The organism is Lysinibacillus sp. RS10, from assembly GCF_041956855.1.
GTDB lineage: Bacteria > Bacillota > Bacilli > Bacillales_A > Planococcaceae > Lysinibacillus > Lysinibacillus xylanilyticus_A.
On sequence record NZ_CP167122.1, the window covers coordinates 3,742,006 to 3,760,088 of the forward strand.

21 protein-coding genes are annotated in these 18,083 nt (G+C 38.2%); all 21 read right to left on the reverse strand.

What is annotated here, in order from left to right:
* Positions 1–3: 3 nt before the first annotated feature.
* The 21 genes from ACB089_RS19085 to fliI all read right to left on the reverse strand — a co-directional run bounded on the left by ACB089_RS19085 (position 4) and on the right by fliI (position 18,079).
* Positions 4–1,158 carry a chemotaxis response regulator protein-glutamate methylesterase gene (locus ACB089_RS19085; protein ID WP_374963495.1) on the reverse strand — a complete coding sequence of 385 codons (1,155 nt, stop codon included), beginning with the start codon at positions 1,156–1,158 and terminating at the stop codon, positions 4–6.
* Positions 1,159–2,034 carry a MinD/ParA family protein gene (locus tag ACB089_RS19090; protein WP_374963496.1) on the reverse strand — a complete coding sequence of 292 codons (876 nt, stop codon included), beginning with the start codon at positions 2,032–2,034 and terminating at the stop codon, positions 1,159–1,161.
* Positions 2,031–3,212, reverse strand: coding sequence for a flagellar biosynthesis protein FlhF (gene flhF, locus ACB089_RS19095; protein ID WP_374963497.1), 1,182 nt, complete (start codon positions 3,210–3,212; stop codon positions 2,031–2,033). Before flhF ends, ACB089_RS19090 begins: the two co-directional genes overlap by 4 nt.
* Complete coding sequence (gene flhA / locus ACB089_RS19100; RefSeq protein ID WP_374963498.1) at positions 3,209–5,242, reverse strand: flagellar biosynthesis protein FlhA; 2,034 nt, start codon at positions 5,240–5,242, stop codon at positions 3,209–3,211. Before flhA ends, flhF begins: the two co-directional genes overlap by 4 nt.
* 23 nt (positions 5,243–5,265) lie before the next feature.
* A complete protein-coding gene (flhB, locus tag ACB089_RS19105; protein ID WP_374963499.1) occupies positions 5,266–6,354 on the reverse strand; it encodes a flagellar biosynthesis protein FlhB in 1,089 nt (362 codons plus the stop codon).
* A 1-nt stretch (position 6,355) separates the two neighbouring features.
* Positions 6,356–7,132: a flagellar biosynthetic protein FliR gene (gene fliR, locus ACB089_RS19110; RefSeq protein ID WP_374963500.1), complete on the reverse strand. Its 777-nt coding sequence runs from the start codon at positions 7,130–7,132 to the stop codon at positions 6,356–6,358.
* A gap of 4 nt (positions 7,133–7,136) precedes the next feature.
* A complete protein-coding gene (fliQ, locus tag ACB089_RS19115) occupies positions 7,137–7,406 on the reverse strand; it encodes a flagellar biosynthesis protein FliQ (protein WP_368635451.1) in 270 nt (89 codons plus the stop codon).
* A gap of 13 nt (positions 7,407–7,419) precedes the next feature.
* A complete protein-coding gene (fliP, locus tag ACB089_RS19120) occupies positions 7,420–8,085 on the reverse strand; it encodes a flagellar type III secretion system pore protein FliP (RefSeq protein WP_368635452.1) in 666 nt (221 codons plus the stop codon).
* On the reverse strand, positions 8,082–8,759 hold the full coding sequence (locus tag ACB089_RS19125) for a flagellar biosynthetic protein FliO (protein WP_375122117.1): 678 nt from the start codon (positions 8,757–8,759) through the stop codon (positions 8,082–8,084). The genes fliP and ACB089_RS19125 overlap by 4 nt, the downstream gene beginning before the upstream one ends.
* 4 nt (positions 8,760–8,763) lie before the next feature.
* Positions 8,764–9,126: a response regulator gene (locus ACB089_RS19130; RefSeq protein ID WP_049668450.1), complete on the reverse strand. Its 363-nt coding sequence runs from the start codon at positions 9,124–9,126 to the stop codon at positions 8,764–8,766.
* A 21-nt stretch (positions 9,127–9,147) separates the two neighbouring features.
* A complete protein-coding gene (gene fliY, locus ACB089_RS19135; protein WP_374963501.1) occupies positions 9,148–10,368 on the reverse strand; it encodes a flagellar motor switch phosphatase FliY in 1,221 nt (406 codons plus the stop codon).
* Positions 10,361–11,356 (reverse strand): flagellar motor switch protein FliM, encoded by a 996-nt coding sequence (gene fliM / locus ACB089_RS19140; protein WP_374963502.1) that lies wholly within the window; start codon positions 11,354–11,356, stop codon positions 10,361–10,363. Before fliM ends, fliY begins: the two co-directional genes overlap by 8 nt.
* Positions 11,357–11,388: 32 nt before the next feature.
* Positions 11,389–11,817: a flagellar basal body-associated protein FliL gene (gene fliL / locus ACB089_RS19145; RefSeq protein WP_374963503.1), complete on the reverse strand. Its 429-nt coding sequence runs from the start codon at positions 11,815–11,817 to the stop codon at positions 11,389–11,391.
* Entirely contained in the window at positions 11,807–12,028 is a 222-nt protein-coding gene (locus ACB089_RS19150) for a flagellar FlbD family protein (RefSeq protein ID WP_068983147.1), read from the reverse strand. The genes fliL and ACB089_RS19150 overlap by 11 nt, the downstream gene beginning before the upstream one ends.
* A gap of 180 nt (positions 12,029–12,208) precedes the next feature.
* Positions 12,209–13,177, reverse strand: coding sequence for a flagellar basal body rod protein FlgG (gene flgG, locus ACB089_RS19155; RefSeq protein WP_374963504.1), 969 nt, complete (start codon positions 13,175–13,177; stop codon positions 12,209–12,211).
* 78 nt (positions 13,178–13,255) lie between these two features.
* Entirely contained in the window at positions 13,256–13,627 is a 372-nt protein-coding gene (locus ACB089_RS19160; protein ID WP_368635584.1) for a TIGR02530 family flagellar biosynthesis protein, read from the reverse strand.
* A 15-nt stretch (positions 13,628–13,642) separates the two neighbouring features.
* A complete protein-coding gene (gene flgD / locus ACB089_RS19165; RefSeq protein ID WP_374967596.1) occupies positions 13,643–14,341 on the reverse strand; it encodes a flagellar hook assembly protein FlgD in 699 nt (232 codons plus the stop codon).
* A gap of 44 nt (positions 14,342–14,385) precedes the next feature.
* Positions 14,386–15,669: a flagellar hook-length control protein FliK gene (locus ACB089_RS19170; protein ID WP_374963505.1), complete on the reverse strand. Its 1,284-nt coding sequence runs from the start codon at positions 15,667–15,669 to the stop codon at positions 14,386–14,388.
* A 21-nt stretch (positions 15,670–15,690) separates the two neighbouring features.
* Positions 15,691–16,299 carry a MotE family protein gene (locus tag ACB089_RS19175; RefSeq protein WP_374963506.1) on the reverse strand — a complete coding sequence of 203 codons (609 nt, stop codon included), beginning with the start codon at positions 16,297–16,299 and terminating at the stop codon, positions 15,691–15,693.
* A 4-nt stretch (positions 16,300–16,303) separates the two neighbouring features.
* Positions 16,304–16,753: a flagellar export protein FliJ gene (gene fliJ / locus ACB089_RS19180; protein WP_068983152.1), complete on the reverse strand. Its 450-nt coding sequence runs from the start codon at positions 16,751–16,753 to the stop codon at positions 16,304–16,306.
* Positions 16,754–18,079 carry a flagellar protein export ATPase FliI gene (gene fliI / locus ACB089_RS19185; RefSeq protein WP_374963507.1) on the reverse strand — a complete coding sequence of 442 codons (1,326 nt, stop codon included), beginning with the start codon at positions 18,077–18,079 and terminating at the stop codon, positions 16,754–16,756.
* Between the last annotated feature and the right edge of the window lie 4 nt (positions 18,080–18,083).

An 18,083-nucleotide genomic window follows, 5' to 3' on the forward strand; every position in this document is an offset into this window, starting at 1 on the left:
CTTTTAAGGCAAATATTTCATTATTGTTTGTGCAATATCATCTACATCTGCAACTTCATCGACAAGTTGCGTTTCTACTGCGGCTTTTGGCATACCATACACTATGCAAGTTTCAGCTGACTCAGCAATGGCAATCACATTCCCAGAACTTTTCAGTGCTTTTAGCCCATTAGAGCCGTCATGGCCCATACCTGTCATAATAACTGCCACTTTATCAAAATCTTTAATTTGGCTCACATCTTCGAACATCACATCTACAGAAGGGCGATGTCCAGATTTAGGTGGTTCATTATTATCAAGGACTATGCCAAAGGAGGTACCTACTTTTCTAAGTTTTAAATGATACCCACCAGGTGCAATATACGCCACTCCAATTTGGAGAATATCTCCTTGCTCAGCTTCCTTTACGGTAATCTCACTCAATTGATCTAGACGAGTAGCAAGAGATTTTGTAAATCCTGCTGGCATATGCTGGACAATTAAAATGGGTGCTTGAATTGATTTAGGAATCTTTGTAATTACTTCCTGCAGCGCTCTTGGTCCACCAGTAGACGTACCAATTAGTACAATTTTCTTACTCACTTTACTCCATTCCACATGTGGCTTCGATAGTTCTGTCCTTGTCGGAGAAACATGGACAGGAGGAGTCACCCTACTTTCACTAAGTGGTTCTCTTCTAATGGTACTCGCATTTAATGCCTGTTCTTGTTGTTTTTTACTACCAGAAGGTTTCTTTAATTTTGAAATAGGTACCAATGCTGCTTGTTCAACCTTGTGGACAAGCTCAGTTTGAATTTTATGTAAATCAAGAGAAATTGTTCCGCTAGGCTTCGCGACAAAATCTACTGCGCCAAATTCAATTGCTGTTAAAGCATTTTCAGCCCCTCGTTGAGTTGTACTAGAAAGCATAACAATAGGTACTGGACATACAGTCATAATTTCTTTTAAAGCATCAAGCCCATTCATTTCAGGCATCTCAATATCCATTGTCACAACTGTTGGCTTTAATGTTTGAATTTTTTTTATCGCATCTTTCCCATTTCGAGCTGTTCCAACTACTTCAACCTTCGAGTTGCCAACAAAAAAGTCACTAATTAGCTTTCTCATAAAAGCAGAATCATCAACAACTAACAGCTTGCTTTTATGTAAAAAGTCCAATTAATCACGTCCTTTCGAAAAAATACTTCTTAATTTAGTTAAGAATTTACCCGCTGACTGATCATGTGCATGAACTTCCTCCGCACGGTGTTCTATAAAACGCGCCACTATAAGTTGAAGTGTCTTTGAAATAAGTGCGTCTGGATAAGCAAGTGAAAAAGGTACTTGCTCACGCACAGCCTTACGCACAACAGAATCTTCAGGTAATGAACCCAACACAGTAACCTCTTTTTCCAAAAAACGTTTCATCGTAAGCCTTAGTCGTTCAGTGGTTTCTATTCCTTCTTCCTTGCTAAAAGCACGGTTACAGAGTATATAAAATTGCTTGTCCGCATCTCGTAAATGAATGTATTTCATCATCGAATATGCATCTGTAATAGAGGTCGGCTCTGCGGTTGATACAACAATGATTTCATTTATTGAGGCTAGTAAATCTAATGACCAACTAGTAGCTCCTGCCCCCATATCAAATAAGATATAATCGAAGTTTTTTTGAAACTGTTCAAATCCATAAACAAGTCGTTCAAACATCGCCTCTGACCACTCGAGGACACTCGACATACCGGATCCACCTGCAATATATTTTAAACCATAAGGGCCTTCAAAAATTACATCGTCTAGAACCTTATTCCCATCCAAGTAATCTTTCAAACTATTAGAAACATTTTTTCCAATTAAAATATTGATATTCCCCATACCAATATCCATATCAACGATTAGAACTTTTTTCCCTTTATTAGCCAATGTAGTGGCAAAATTCATTGTGAAGTTACTTTTGCCGACCCCACCTTTGCCGCTTACAACTGCTATTGCTCTACCTAATTCACCCTGCTGCCCCAACATTTTCAAACGTAATGTTTCAGCTTGGTCTCTCATTTTTCTTCACCTTGGAAAATTAAATTTAGTACTACTTCTAAATCAGCTTCTTCAATATCTTCTGGTACTTCTTGACCATTCGTGTAGTAAGCAAGTCCTTTATTATATTTAATCATTAAATTAATCATTGTGCCAATAGAATTTGTTTCATCAATCTTAGTAAAAATAAATTTTTCAATTGGTAATTGCTTAAATTGATCTACAATGTTTGTCATGTCCTTTTCTTTCGTCGTCATCGCAAGTACTAAGAAGGATTCTGCTTGATCATCAAATTTTATGAGACGCTGTAGATCATCTACATATTTAACCTCTTTATAATTGCGACCTGCTGTATCTATAAACACTAGATCTAAATGGGACAATCGTTGGATTGCTTGTTCAAAATCAGTAGCATTATAGGCAATTTCGACAGGTGCCTGCAATAGTCCAGCATACGTTTTTAATTGCTCAATTGCGGCAATCCGGTAAGTATCGGTTGTAATAAAGCCTATTTTTTTCTTTTTCTCTAAAACTGCTCTAGCTGCCATTTTCGCAATTGTCGTGGTCTTTCCGACACCTGTTGGACCTAAAACATTAATATATTTTTTTTCGTAGGATAAGCCTCCTACCGAAAGATTCTCAAGCTCTTTGCGCAATAAATTTTTCGTAATCATCTTACATTGAGAGAAATTGATTTCTGACGCTTCTCTGAAATGCATAAAAAGCTCATCACCAATCGTTGTGATGAGCTCTTCATTTAGCTCCTGCTGTCTTAAGTATTCAATGAAGGGTAAGAGTTCATCGGGATATTGAGCTTGTGTGGTCTTCTTATGCATGGACTGCATTAAAGTCTTAAGATCTGTAATTTCTTTCCTCAATTCTTCAGAAATGCCACTTTCCTCATGTAAGACTGCAGGATGCTGTGGCTGATGTATCTTGGCTTGAACAGCATTCGTAATCTTTAGTAACCTTGCATTCTCTTTTGTTATAGGTAAAGCTGCAGGTGCTGGAGCCGTATTACTTGGCTCCATTGAATCGATCCCTGCTACAACCTCAAAACTTTTCTTTTTAATGATTCCAAAAAATTTTTTAGTGACCACTACTTTTGAATTCAAAATGACAGCGTCCTCACCTAATTCCGCACGCACAAGCTTCATGGCCTCTGGTATGGAGGATGCATAATATTTTTTCATTTTCATTCAACATTCACCACCCCAACACTTTGAATTTCAACCGAAGCATCAAGTTCATTGTATGAAAGAACTGGAATTTGCGGGAAATAACGCTCCGTTAGTTGACGTAAATACATACGAACTGCTGGCGAGCATAAAATAATAGCAGATTGTTCCATAAAGGAAACGCGCTCTACTTCTGCAGCAATGGTTTCCAAGACCGTTTGAGAATCTTGTGGATCCATCGCTAAGTAATTTCCGTGATCAGTTTGCTGAATACTATCAGCAATCATTTTCTCAACTTTACCCGAAACAGTTATGACCTTCAATGACGAGCTGTCTCCTACGTATTGAGAAGTAATCTGACGTGCCAATGATTGGCGTACGTACTCGGTTAATATATCGGTATCGCTCGTTAACTTTGCGTAGTCTGCTAGCGTCTCAAAAATAATTGGTAGATTTCGGACTGAAACATTTTCTCGTAAAAGTTTACCCAATACTTTTTGAATTTCACCTGTTGATAATGGTGTAGGTGTCAGTTCTTCGACTAAAATTGGATGTGTTTCACGTAAATGATCGATTAGCTGCTTCGTCTCTTGACGACCGAGTAATTCATAAGCATTTGCACGAATCATTTCCGTTAAATGGGTTGATACAACGCTCGGTGGATCAACAACTGTATAGCCGAACATTTCGGCATCCTCTTTAACTTGCTCAGTAATCCACTTAGCAGGTAGACCAAATGACGGTTCAACTGTGTCAATACCCTCGATAGAATCATCGTCTCCTGGACTCATTGCTAAATAATGATCAAGAAGAAGTTCACCACGTGCCATTTCGTTACCCTTTATTTTAATTCGATATTCATTTGGTTGTAATTGAATATTGTCACGAATACGTACAACTGGAATGACAATCCCTAATTCTAATGCTAACTGTCGACGGATCATAATGACTCGATCTAATAAATCGCCACCTTGGGCAGCATCTACTAAAGGTATTAAGCCATAGCCAAATTCAAACTCGATTGGGTCCACATTTAATAAATTCACAACATTTTCAGGGCTCTTCATGCCGTCTGTTGCCACTTCTTCCTCAATTTCAAGTAATTCTTCTGCATCCTCTGGTTTCTTACGTTCCATCATATAAGCACCAGCAACTAGTGAAACACCAATTGGAAGTGTTACCCAGAGAGGTATCGGTGTAAAGAATCCAAGTAAAAGTATTGTGCCACCCGCTACATATAGCAGTTTTGCTTGGGCAAATAACTGTCCTGTAATATCTTCACCAAGACTCCCTTTAGAGGATGCACGTGTTACAACAATCCCTGTCGCTGTGGAAATCAATAATGCAGGAATTTGTGATACAATACCGTCTCCAACTGTTAACTTAGAAAAATGAGTTGCTGCTTCTGCAAATGGAAGATCCATCTGCACAACCCCGATGATGATCCCAAATAATAAGTTGATAATAACCATGACCATTGAGGCAATGGCATCCCCTTTTACGAATTTCGTGGCACCATCCATTGCTCCGTAGAAGTCCGCTTCACCCGCTACTTTGTCGCGTCGTTCACGTGCTTCTCGCTCAGAAATAACTCCTGCATTTAAGTCAGCATCAATACTCATTTGTTTACCCGGCATCGCATCAAGAGTGAAACGTGCTGCTACTTCTGCTACACGTTCCGCCCCTTTTGTAATAACGATAAACTGAATTAACACAAGAATTAAGAATACAACTAAACCAACAAGAACATTCCCGCCGACTACGAAATCACCAAAGGTTTCAACAACAGAACCAGCATCTCCAGTCGCTAAAATAGCACGTGTTGTGGAAACGCTCAGTCCGAGTCGGAACAAGGTTAACAGTAAAATAACTGAAGGGAAAATAGAAAAATCTAACGCTTCCTTCATACTCATTGCTGTTAACAGTACTATTATTCCTAGTGTAATATTAATGACGATTAAGAAACTTAACATCCACGGAGGAAGAGGGATGATGAGCATCGCAACGATTAAAATAACCGCACCTAAAACCCCTATATCGCGAACTTTCATTTGTGTCCCTCCTACTAAAAGCTTTAAATTTTCCGCTTAATTCGATAAACATAAGCGAGTATTTCTGCTACTGCTTTGAAAAATTCATCTGGTACCTGATCGCCGATTTCTACTTGATCGTACATTGCTCGTGCTAATGGTCTATTTTCAACCATAATCACATCATTTTCTTTGGCAATCAGTTTAATTTTTTGAGCGATAAAGTCTGTCCCCTTCGCAACGACGCGTGGGGCTTCCATACTTTCCTCATCATACTTGAGGGCAATCGCATAGTGAGTAGGGTTTGTTATGACAACATCAGCGCTTGGAATCTCTGACATCATACGACGCATCGCCATTTCGCGTTGGCGTTGTTTGATTTTCGATTTAATCAGCGGGTCACCCTCACTATTTTTATATTCATCTTTAATGTCTTGCTTCGACATTTTAAGATTTTTTTCGTATTCAAGTTTTTGATATACCCAGTCTAAAATAGATACACAAAGTAAAACGAGGGAAGCTGCAATTCCCATAATACCAACAAGCTTACCCACTGTAATTAGAGTCATCCATGGACTTTTAAAGGATAACGCCAAAACCTCTGGCAAATTTGTCCATATAATAATTGTCGTAACACCACCGATAAAGCCAATCTTTAATACTGACTTTAAAAGCTCTACAATGGCTTTAACAGAAAATATTTTTTTTAACCCTTTAATCGGGTCCATCTTTTTCAAATCAAACTTCATCGGCTCTAATGTAAATAGAAAGCCGAACTGTAGAAAGTTACCTGCCAATGCTCCAACAAATGCAATTGCCATAATTGGTACGACAATAATAGCCATTTGCATTAATGTTTCTGTAAATAGGCGCATCACACTATCAATTGTTAGTGTTTCTACGCGTATGTTATGAATGAAAGTTTGCCTGAAAAAAGCTAGGAGTTCGTCTCGCAGTGAACCTGCAAAGAAGAATAAAAAGATAAATACCATAAGCATGACAATCGCACTGGATATATCCTGACTTTTGACAACCTGACCTTTTTTTCGAGCATCCTGTCGTTTTTTGGGTGTCGCCTTTTCCGTTTTTTCTCCCGCAAAGTACTGTAAATCTAAATCCAGCAGTAGCAGCATCTTACCCACCACCTAAAATAGCCATTAAATCACGCATAGCATAAATCATAATGGTAATAAGTTTTTGAATAACTTGAACCATGACAGCCATCATTGTGAATAACACTAGTAAACTAACACCAATTTTAATGGGAAAACCGACAACAAAAATATTTAATTGTGGTACAGTTTTCGCTGTGATTCCTAGCGCCAAATCGACTAAAAATAAAGTTGCTACGACTGGAGCAGCCATTTGAAAGGCAATCGCAAAAACAGCCGTAAATGTTGTGATGATAAACTCGATATAATCGGCATTTGCGAAATTAGGGAATCCCTGATCCATCGGTAAGAATTGATAGCTATAATAAATTCCATCGAGAATCATATGATGTCCATCTATTGCTAGCAGAAAGAGTAATGCTAGCGTATTAAAAAATTGTCCAATCAATGGACTTTGTGCACCTGTTTGCGGGTCAATAATGTTGGCAATGGCAAACCCCATTTGAAAATCTATAAAGCTTCCGGCAATTTGAATTGCCGACATGATGATGTAGCCTATTAGACCAAGTAACAGCCCAATGAGCGCTTCCTTCACCACTAAAAGTATGTAATCACCATTAACTACAAATGGTTCAACGTCAATTGTATAATACATCATCCAAGCTAAAACTATTGCGAGAGTTATTTTGACTTTTGCCGGAATCGTTCTATATGAGAATAAAGGTACACTCACAAAGAAAGCTGAAACGCGCACAAGTACTAATAAAAAAACCGTAAAATGCGGGATTAATTCATTCATCTACTCACCCTATATAACGCGTTAAATTCTCAAAAATGTCTCTCGCATAGCTTGTCACCTGTGATAACATCCATGGACCGAAAAATACGATAGCTACTAATACAGCGATGATTTTTGGAACGAATGCTAACGTTTGCTCTTGAATCGAAGTTGTTGCCTGAAAAATACTTACTGCTAAACCAACGATTAAAGCAACTAATAGTAGCGGACCGCTTGTTAGAAGGATAATCATAATGGCACGCTCTGCAATTGAAATAACCAATTCACCTGTCATACTGTATCATCCCCTAAAAACTTTGTAGTAATGATTTTATCACCAGGTACCAACCATCAACGAGTACAAATAATAAAATCTTAAACGGCAATGAAATCATAACCGGCGGTAACATCATCATCCCCATCGACATTAGCGTACTTGCGACAATCATATCGATTACTAGGAATGGAATAAAAATCATAAAACCAATTTGGAACGCTGTTTTAATCTCACTCAACGCGAAAGCAGGTACTAGCATTGTAAGGGGAATTTCTTCTACAGATGCTGGCTTTTCTGCCTGATTATACTTTAAAAACAAATCAAGGTCCTTTTGCCTTGTATGCTTACTCATAAACTCTTTAAATGGTACACTTGCCCGATCATACGCTTCCTCAAGCCCAATTTCTTCAGCGAATAATGGCTGTAATGCCTCTTTATTGACCTCTTGAAATGTTGGAGCCATGATAAAGAAAGTTAAAAACAAGGAAAGACCTACAATGACCTGGTTTGGTGGCATTTGCTGTGTCGCCAATGCCGTACGAACAAACGATAGCACTATAACAATTCGTGTAAACGATGTCATTAAAATTAAAATACTTGGTGCTAGTGATAGAACAGTCAACATTAAAAGGAGCTTAACAGAAGTTGAGACGTTTGTCGGATCGCTGTTGGAAAAAGTATTGATTACATCATTCATTTATCATCGTTCTCCTTTTGCTTCCATTTATCCAGTTCTTCACTACGCTCCTGTTTAATTTCGGAAATCTTCTTTTCAAATAGTTCACCAAAAGCGTTTTGATTTTGCTTTGTTGATGAACTCTCATTATTTTTTCTCTTAAACTTCGAAAATACTTCTGCAATATACGGTGATGTTGCTGCAAGTTCTTGTCGTTCATTATAAAGTGCTAATAGTGATGCAATTTCATCAGGATCAGTAATTTCACGTAACAACTGTACATCCTCACCAACCCCAACTAAATACAGTGTTTTACCTACTTGTAATAGCTGTACCGACTTTTGAGCACCTAACGATAAACCGCCTAAATTTTGTACCAATTGATTACGTTGAAAGTTTAAATTTCTTTTATTTAAAAACTTCATCAATCCATAGAATAAAGCTACAACAAAAATAAGCGCCAAAACCATTTTTATGTATTCCCATGCAGATATGTCTCCAGCTGCTTCTAGATTTAAATCATCTTGCTTAGCAGCTGGATCTTTATCTTCTGTACAATCTCCTTTATTTATGCAGTCATTTACACTATTCGTGTTAGAGTCTGCATACACTGAAGTCGTTGTAGGGTACAAAAACAGGAAGGATACAAGAAATGCGAAAATCATCGTTAGACGAAATGATTTTAACATTCGCATGCAATCATCCTAGAGCTTTTTGAATCGCTTCAATTACACGATCGGCTTGGAAAGGCTTAACGATAAAGTCTTTCGCACCCGCTTGAATTGCATCGATTACCATAGCTTGTTGACCCATAGCTGAACACATAATTACAGTTGCATTTGGATCTGAACCCTTAATTGCTTTAAGAGCTGCAATACCATCCATTTCAGGCATTGTAATATCCATCGTTACTAAATCTGGCTTTAATTCGTTGTACTTTTCAACAGCCTGTAAACCATCAGCTGCCTCACCAACAACTTCAAATCCATTTTTCGATAAAATATCCTTGATCATCATGCGCATGAATGCAGCGTCGTCTACAATCAAAATTCTTTTTGACATGGTTAACTCCTCCAATTGAAACTATCTTAAATTATTTAAACGCTCTGCTTGACTTAAAACATCCGTAATGCGGACACCGAAGTTTTCATCAATAACAACGACTTCACCTTTAGCGATTAAACGACTATTTACTAAAATATCAACCGGTTCACCAGCCAATTTATCTAGTTCAATAATCGAACCACTAGATAGTTCTAAAATCTCTTTTACAGAACGCTTTGTACGTCCTAACTCTACAGTAACTTGCAACGGAATATCAAGTAGCATATTTAAATTTCTAGCTTCAGGTTGCGAGATAACATTTGAATCAAAACTAGCAAACTGTGCTTGTTGAACATTGACCGGTTGAACAGGTCGTGTTGCATGAGGAATTTGTTGTTGCTCTTGATACATGGGTTGCTGTACTGGTGCTGCCTGCTGCTGATAAACTGGCTGTGCAGGCGGCGCTGATGTTACAGGTGCTTGTGGTTGCACAAGCGACGCTACTGGTGCTTCAGGCGCTATAGTTGCAGCCACAGGTTCCTCGATTGACTCTGTTTCCCCTAATAGAGATTTTACAATGTTTTGACTAAATTTAAGCGGTAATAATTGCATTAGATTTGAGTCAATTAAATTACCGATTTTCAATCTGAAGGATACTTTTACGAGTAAATCATCTTCAGGAATATTTTCTCGCCCTTCATTTTGAGAAATATTCATTAAATCAATGGTTGGTGGAGAAATATCCACTTTTTTATTGAATACCGTTGACATTGAAGTAGCCGCAGAACCCATCATTTGATTCATAGCTTCTTGAACAGCGCTTAGCTGAATTTCACCTAGGTCTGGTTTCGGATTTAAGCCATCTCCACCTAACATTAAATCAGCAATAATCGCTGCATCGGATTGCTTAATAACAAGTAAATTCATACCTGATAATCCAATCGTATATTCAACTTGTACGGCTACATAAGGATGAGGAAATTCCTCTTCTAATTTGTTACGGTTAATCATTGAAATACTTGGGGTAGTAATATCTACTTTTTGACCTAATAACGCTGAAAGTGCTGTAGCAGAGCTACCAAAAGATATATTTCCTACTTCACCTAATGCATCTTGGGCAAACGAATCGAGATAATCCTCCACTCGTAGATCATTTATTTCTTCATCTGTAGAAGCTTCAGTGTCGCTGTTTTTATCTTCCAACGTCTCGCCCCTTAATAACGCTTCAATTTCTTCTTGGGAGAGCATTTCATCACTCATCTTCGTCTCCTCCTTTCAAAGGGTCGATAATCTGGATTGCTAATTTTTTACCGTGTTTTCCTGGTTGAACTGTGAATTTCGGTAATGTCCCTACCTTTAATAGTAACGGGTCTTCAATTTTTTGTTCTAATTGAATGACATCCCCAACCTGCATCGTGAGGAAATCCTCAATGGTGATGTCTGTAATACCAAGTTCGACGGAAAGAGGTAGTTGTGCTTGTTTCACACGTGTTTCAAGCATTTTTGTTTGCTCTGGGGACATCTCTTTTGTATTTGTCTGCATCCAATAGCGAACAGAAAGATTTGGAACAATTGGCTCCAATACAACATGCGGAATACAAATATTAATCATTCCGCTTGTCTCACCGATGATCGTATTTAATGAAATAACGACAACCGTTTCATTGGGTGAAATCATTTGTAAAAATTGAGGGTTGACCTCAAGCTCTACTAAAATCGGATCAATTTCCGCAACATTTTCCCACGCCTCGCGTAAATTATCGAATGACCGTTCAAAAAGGTTCGTCATAATCTTCGTTTCAATTTCTGTTAAGTTATCCACATTACTATGACTCGCCCCGCTACCGCCCATTAAACGATCTAACATCGAGTAGGCAATGTTCGGATTTATTTCCATCAATATATTACCATCCAATGGTGGTACTTCAAATACATTAATGAGTGTCATATTCGGAATCGAACGTACAAACTCTTCAAATGGTATTTGGTCCACTGATGCAACAGTAATCTGCACATAGCTCCTTAGCTGTGCAGAAAAAAATGTTGTCAGTAATCGTGCAAAATTTTCATGTATTCGGGTCAAACTTCGGATTTGATCTTTTGAGAAACGCAGTGCTCGTTTAAAGTCATATACCTTAACCTTGCGCCCTTCGTCCTCTTTTTTTATGTCGTCCGCTGACATTTCCCCAGTTGATATTGCGGAAAGCAGCGCATCTATCTCGGATTGAGATAACACATCTCCTGCCATTTGCCCACCTCCATTTCAAGCAGTTTCTTTATTTATTGAGTAATGAAGGAGGTAATATAAATCTCTTGTATTTCTCCCTCTTGCATCAATTCATTTATTCGTGTTTTTAATGATTTTTGGAAAACTTGTTTACCTTTCTTACCTTCTAAATCTTTTTGTTCCATTTCGGAAAGCTCTTGAATAACAATATTTTTCACTTGGAAGTCACGCTTTGTTAACTCGGCAGCTGCATCTTTATTTGTTGTTTGAATTTTTAAAGACATACGTACAACTTTGTTATCAGCTAGATTTGTCGTAATTTCGGGAACTTCTACAGAAGCTTCTACGATTTCATCAATTGTTGGTTCAATAGGTCCTGCTGGCTTATTAAATTGGGTAAACAAAACAAACGCAATAACCCCGATAAGTATGATTGCTACTAGTACGATGATAATCATCGTTAACATTTTGTTATTCTTCATCTTCATCACCTCGTAGATGCGGGTTTGATAGTATTTGTATATTTTTATAAAAGGCTCTTACCTTTTGTCGCACCTCATCTTCACTCTGTAAAACAATGATTTTGGTTCCAGTCGTTAATGTTATGGTCGTGTCTGGAAAAGATTCGACCGTTTCTATGTATAAAGCATTCAATGTAAATGCTTTGCCATTTAGACGTGTTAGTTCAATCATTGAAATAGGGCCGGGTCTACATGAGAGCCGGCCCGACCCTCCCTCATATGAAATTATGTTTTTCTACAGTCTGAACGCCAGCTATTTCTACCAAGCTTATGTCCTAGTATTATAAGCGTTTCAATGGCTTTCCTTAACACACTTGGCGAGCCAAACTGAAAATATTCCAATTATTTCAGACTATCGTTTTAAATTTACTAACTCTTGAAGAATTTCATCTGATGTTGTAATAATACGAGTATTCGCTTGGAAACCACGTTGTGCAACAATCATCTCAGTAAATTCTTCAGATAGGTCAACGTTAGACATTTCTACCTTCCCAGCTTGAACACTACCCATACCTGCCACAGTACCTACTTGTGCATATGCTACACCTGAGTTTGTTGTTTGTTGATAGTAATTGCCGCCTACTTTAGCAAGTCCACCAGCATTCGGGAATTTAGCCATAATCAATTGACCAGCCCATTGTAGGTCACCATTTAAATCTGTATAAGTAATCGTACCATCCTGAGCAATGTTTACCTCTTTAGCTGTAGGCGGAATACGAATTGGTCCTACAGTACCGTCAGCAGGTGTTAATTCCCCAGTATCATCAAATAAGTTAGCACCTTCATCACCAGATGCTTTTGGTCCAGCGTCTGCTAAGATACCTGTATCATCCTTCTCGATAACAAGTTCGTCACCAGCTGAAATACCTACCATATATTTACCGTCAGCATTTACTAAATAGCCATTATTATCCATATAGAAAACACCATTACGTGTAAATAACGTGTTATTGAATCCTTCTTCATCAATAAAGCCACTATCTGGATCTGGTGCACCATTAGCATCAGCCACCATAAAGAAGCCATCACCTTCAATAGCTAAATCTAATCCACGTCCTGTTTGTTGTAAGGATCCACCACCATGAATGGTATCAATAGCCGCTATTTGTGAACCTAAACCTACTTGTTTTGGGTTTACACCCCCAGTTGTTGCAGTAGATCCTGAAGCACCTGCTTGCGTTTGAGACATTAAATCTTTAAATTGAACACGACCTTTTTTAAAACCAATTGTGTTAACGTTTGAGATATTATTACCAATAACATCTAGCTTTGTTTGGAAGTTTTTAAGACCTGAAATACCTGAATACATAGAACGTAACATAATACCGTTCTCCCTTCATTTAAAATTGTGCGCCTCTATCAATCAGCACACCTAGGCTTCCTTTCAAAGGTCCAGCCCTTACAGCACAATTGTGCCGTCAATATTTGTAAATATTTGCTGCTTTGCTTCCGTGCGGTCCATTGCTGTAATGACAGTAGCGTTTTTAGCACTGACAATTAAAGCTGCTTGATCCATCAAGACTAATGGTTGTTTAACACCTTTTGAGTGCGCTTCAAATACCTTGTCTGATACAACTTGCCATTCTTGTTCAGAAATCGCTATATTACGCTCGATAATACGTTCATGCGCGTGCTTGCTCACTTTTAGTTCTTGTTGATTGGTAGCATCCTGTAAATGAGCCTTAAACGATTGCTGTGATTTTAATGGCGTAGGTTGTGTCTGGCGAATAGATGGATGCAATGGTACACGATGAATTGAAAACTTATCCATCATTTTTCTCCACCTTTATTCGCTTATTACGGTAAAATCTTTATCTATTAATTTTTTATCATTGTCTAATACATAATGAATGACGCCATCTTTATTCGTTACAGAAACGATTCGTCCTTGTAGTTCCTGGTCGCCTTCCTTATAAGTAACCTTTTTACCGATTAACTTACTTGCCTGTACAAGCGGGGATTCTGGTATCGTATTATCATTCGAATCCGTTCCTGAACTACCTAAAATTGCTGAAATATTGCCAGGGGTAATTTCCTTACCATCTGCTAATTTAAACACTACATCACCGTCTACAAAATTCAACGATTCAATAATGCCTGTTCCTTCTTCGACAACAGGTTTGCCCTTTTCATCCAGCTTATCTGTTAGCTCATGCCATTTAACTTCCTTACCAATAAATGTTGAATAATTCATCATCTGTGTTTGTTGCTGTGAAGCGAGCATTGATTCCATCGCTTTTGTCATGTTTTGCATTTGCTCTAAGGAAGAAAACTGTGCCATTTGCGAAATAAATTCTCTATCATCCATTGGATTCGTTGGATCTTGGTTTTGTAATTGTGTAATTAACAATTGAAGAAAAGCATCCTTCCCAAGTTCACTATTTCCTGTTTGCTTCGTAGGTTTCTTATAATTGGAATACTGAAAGTCACCCGATACTGTTGTATTTGTTGCTTTAGGTGTATTTGTTGATTTAGGTGTATTCATTGGTTTAGGTGTATTCGGTGTTTTAGTTATTGCATCTGCCATCCTTACACCTCCTCACTTATTAGATATTCACTAAAGGACTTGCTTTCATCATCATCTTCGCTGTTTTGCTCCTGCTCATCTTCCTGCTGTTGCTTAAAGAAATTGTTGAAGAAGCTTTGGTCGCGTTGTTGGCGATCTGCATCTTGCAATGACTGGGCAATATCGAGACGATCAACTTGAATATTTTGCTGTACAAAGGCTTGCTTAAGTTGATGTGCCTGACTGTCTAATAATTCACGTCCTTGAGCTGTTGAAGCAAGTAGTCGTGCTGTTAGGACTCCATCATTTTGTACAAGCTCGATACGAATTGTTCCTAGATTTTCTGGGTACAATTTCAATGTTAAACGTGTAATCCCTTGTGCATTAGAGATTTGCGCTCTATTGATGATCGCTTGCATCTCTTTCAGTAGTGCCTCAGACTGTGCTGGTTTTGCAGCTGGCAGTGTAACTTGGAATGAGTCTGCTTTTGTTTGGATTGTATTGGCAGTCACCATTTCATTAGCACTTGTGTCAGTCTGCTTTGTAACTTGAACTTGCTGCACTACTTGCTGGAAGCCCTGTAACGGAAGTGTTACTGTTGTTTTAGTTGTGACCTGCTGAGCACTTTGAAGCGTCTCTACTTGTGTTTGCATTGTAGTTAAAAGACTCTTAATGTTAGTTAGCAAGCTTTCTTGTGGTGCTGTTAAATCTGTTTTTTGTCCGACCAGTTGTGCCAACTTTAACACTTGAAGTAATTGTGTTGCTTCTTTCGGCGTTACTTGACCTTCACCTTGTAAAGCTGTTACAACTTGTGCTTGAAGCATCGGGGCCTGAGCATCTACTAATGCTAAAAGCTCCCAAACATCACTTGCTGCTTTATCTTCTCCTAGCAACTGTTGAACTAGTTTTTGAAGTTGCTCGGAATCAATTCCTACTGCATCCATTAAATTTTCAAGATTTAGCATTTCATCGATTGCAACAGCTTTGCCCCCCTCACCAATTTGAAGCATTAATAAGCCATCGTCGTGTGAAATACCTAGTAAATCTAGAACATCTTCAATAGATTCAGCATTTAAAACTTCTGTTAATTCTGCAGTATCATTTGTTTCTGTTGATTGTTTAGACTGCTGTGTTTGATTTGAAGAAGACATAATTTGTCCAAAAACAGAACCAAACGTTGATAGATTTTCTTTCTTCGACGTTTCACTTGCTTTCACATCGGCATTGCCCGCTGGTCCAGGTTTGGTAGCTGCTGTTTTAGTTGGTATAGTCTTGGACATCATTTGCATCATTGCCACATCCATCATTTCACCTCCTTTCTTGTTTCCTTATTGCTTAGCCATCATTTCTGTATATTTCGCTGCATCTTGTGGATCCATTTTTTCCAGAATTGCTGCTAATTTATCTGGTTTTAAGTTCGTTAAAATACGAAGTGCTTCAACATCGCTCATTTTAACAAGCACTGGCGCTGCTGCTTTAGGAGACATCGTATCAAATGTTTTTAAAATGTCATTAAAATCACCCTTTACGTCATCTTGTTCCCTATTTATTTTTTCAACTTCAAATTTTAACTGCTCAATTTCTGTCGTTAACTTTTCTTTTTCAGTCGTTGCCGTATCCAACTTTTTTTGCAGTTGGGCGATTTCCGCTTCTTTTTCTTGTATATCAGCCTGTAATTTTACTACCTTCGAATCATTACTAACAACAGCCTCTTTTGCTTGTTGTTCTTCTGAAGGTACGAATGGTAAGCTTTCATATGCCTTCTTTCCTAAATCAAAGACATTCGTATTCATTAGTGTTGCAACAACAAGTAGAATCGCTACTACAAACATAATAGGTATTACAAACCACATAAAAAACTTTCGAAAGCCACCTGATTTTCGTTTAGATGGTTGTTCTTCTAACTCCGTTGTAAATCGATTATCTTTTTTTGCCATGAAATCACCTGATTTCTCTCTTGTTATACGTAAGTGATGAAATCTCATCTAAAAAAATGCCTTCGATGCGATCCTGTTCTTGCTGGAATAACTTAAAATCTTTCTCTCGCATTTTTTCAAATTTACGTACTTCCAAGTTTTTTTCTAATAATTTTTCTTCGTGCCAATTCATTTTTGCACGAGCTTGTACAACTTTTTGCTGTACATCAGTAATTGTTTTTTCGAGACTATCAATAAATCGGGCATAATGATGAATCTCCTCTATTGATGAACCCACAGATAAACGATCCTGCTGAAAGTCTAGTAAATCTTCTTTCTTTTTTAGCAAACTATATAGCTTTGATGCTATCTCTTCAAAAGAACGTACAGATTCTTTATAGGCCATTTCAGTTTCATTTTTTTCCTGCTCTCGAATGGTTAATACTTTTTCAAAACGATATATATAACTTGTCATCTATTTGCCACCACCGTTCGATAATGTAATTAACTCATTCATACTTTCCTCAAGCGTCACTTTTTCCAAATAGCCCTGCTTTAAATAAGAGGTAATAAGAGGTTCATAGTAAATCGCTTCATCAATTTCTTTTGATGTTCCCCGCTTATAAGCACCGATGTTAATTAAATCCTCCGACTTGTCATATGTATAATAGAGCTCTCTTAAGCGTTCTGCAGCCTTTTTATGCTCTGGCTCTGCCACATGATTCATTAAACGGCTGACGCTTTTTAATACATTAATAGCTGGATATTGACCTTTATTAGCAAGGTTTCGATCAAGAACAATATGGCCATCTAATATCCCTCGTACAGTATCCGCAATTGGTTCGTTCATATCATCACCATCTACTAATACTGTATAAAAGGCAGTAATAGTGCCCTTCTCATTAGTACCTGTGCGCTCTAATAGTTTAGGTAAAATCGCAAATACAGATGGTGTGTATCCTTTTTGAGCTGGTGGTTCACCTGTCGCAAGGCCAATCTCTCGCTGTGCCATTGCAACACGTGTCACAGAATCCATCATCAACATTACATTTAAACCACGATTTCTAAAATACTCTGCAATCGCTGTCGCGGTAAAAGCCCCTTTAATTCGCATCAGTGCAGGCTGATCAGAAGTAGCAGCTACCACTATTGAGCGTCTTAAACCCTCTTTTCCTAAATCACGCTCTATAAACTCACGCACTTCACGTCCACGCTCTCCTACGAGTGCGATAACGTTTAAATCGGCTTGCGTATTTCGCGCAATCATTCCGAGCAATGTACTTTTCCCGACCCCAGAACCAGCGAAAATACCTACACGTTGTCCACTTCCGACTGTTAGCATACCATCAATCGCTTTAACCCCAACTTCAAGTCTTTCATCAATCGGTGGACGTGTCAGTGGATTTGGTGGGTCCTGCTCTGTCGGTACTGTCATTAATCCTTTTGGTAATACAGTTCCATCTATTGGATTTCCCATAGAATCAAGTACCTTACCGATGAGCTCAGGACCCACTTTTATCTCTAGTGGTGCTCCTGTACCTTCAACTAGGCAGCCAATGGATATTTCTCGAAGAGATGTATAAGGCATTAAGACGACAATTTCATCTTTGAAGCCGACAACTTCTGCTAAGATGATTTGATGGCCGTTTTTTGAAGTTTCCACATGAATTTTACAGACATCACCAATGGAGCTATCTGGACCTTGCGACTCAATCATCAAGCCGACAACTCTAGTGACTCTACCAAATTTTTTAAAGGTTGGCATTTGAGGAATTTGTTTGATCAATTGAGCCGTTTTCATCTAG

Excerpts from the sequence above, each read along its gene's own strand:
- ACB089_RS19090 (WP_374963496.1), bottom strand. The coding sequence starts at position 2,034 with ATGAGAGACCAAGCTGAAACATTACGTTTGAAAATGTTGGGGCAGCAG.
- flhF (WP_374963497.1), bottom strand. The coding sequence starts at position 3,212 with ATGAAAATGAAAAAATATTATGCATCCTCCATACCAGAGGCCATGAAG.
- flhA (WP_374963498.1), bottom strand. The coding sequence starts at position 5,242 with ATGAAAGTTCGCGATATAGGGGTTTTAGGTGCGGTTATTTTAATCGTT.
- flhB (WP_374963499.1), bottom strand. The coding sequence starts at position 6,354 with ATGCTGCTACTGCTGGATTTAGATTTACAGTACTTTGCGGGAGAAAAA.
- fliR (WP_374963500.1), bottom strand. The coding sequence starts at position 7,132 with ATGAATGAATTAATCCCGCATTTTACGGTTTTTTTATTAGTACTTGTG.
- fliQ (WP_368635451.1), bottom strand. The coding sequence starts at position 7,406 with ATGACAGGTGAATTGGTTATTTCAATTGCAGAGCGTGCCATTATGATT.
- fliP (WP_368635452.1), bottom strand. The coding sequence starts at position 8,085 with ATGAATGATGTAATCAATACTTTTTCCAACAGCGATCCGACAAACGTC.
- ACB089_RS19125 (WP_375122117.1), bottom strand. The coding sequence starts at position 8,759 with ATGCGAATGTTAAAATCATTTCGTCTAACGATGATTTTCGCATTTCTT.
- ACB089_RS19130 (WP_049668450.1), bottom strand. The coding sequence starts at position 9,126 with ATGTCAAAAAGAATTTTGATTGTAGACGACGCTGCATTCATGCGCATG.
- fliY (WP_374963501.1), bottom strand. The coding sequence starts at position 10,368 with ATGAGTGATGAAATGCTCTCCCAAGAAGAAATTGAAGCGTTATTAAGG.
- fliM (WP_374963502.1), bottom strand. The coding sequence starts at position 11,356 with ATGGCAGGAGATGTGTTATCTCAATCCGAGATAGATGCGCTGCTTTCC.
- fliL (WP_374963503.1), bottom strand. The coding sequence starts at position 11,817 with ATGAAGAATAACAAAATGTTAACGATGATTATCATCGTACTAGTAGCA.
- ACB089_RS19150 (WP_068983147.1), bottom strand. The coding sequence starts at position 12,028 with ATGATTGAACTAACACGTCTAAATGGCAAAGCATTTACATTGAATGCT.
- flgG (WP_374963504.1), bottom strand. The coding sequence starts at position 13,177 with ATGTTACGTTCTATGTATTCAGGTATTTCAGGTCTTAAAAACTTCCAA.
- ACB089_RS19160 (WP_368635584.1), bottom strand. The coding sequence starts at position 13,627 with ATGGATAAGTTTTCAATTCATCGTGTACCATTGCATCCATCTATTCGC.
- flgD (WP_374967596.1), bottom strand. The coding sequence starts at position 14,341 with ATGAATACACCTAAATCAACAAATACACCTAAAGCAACAAATACAACA.
- ACB089_RS19170 (WP_374963505.1), bottom strand. The coding sequence starts at position 15,669 with ATGATGGATGTGGCAATGATGCAAATGATGTCCAAGACTATACCAACT.
- ACB089_RS19175 (WP_374963506.1), bottom strand. The coding sequence starts at position 16,299 with ATGGCAAAAAAAGATAATCGATTTACAACGGAGTTAGAAGAACAACCA.
- fliJ (WP_068983152.1), bottom strand. The coding sequence starts at position 16,753 with ATGACAAGTTATATATATCGTTTTGAAAAAGTATTAACCATTCGAGAG.
- fliI (WP_374963507.1), bottom strand. The coding sequence starts at position 18,079 with ATGAAAACGGCTCAATTGATCAAACAAATTCCTCAAATGCCAACCTTT.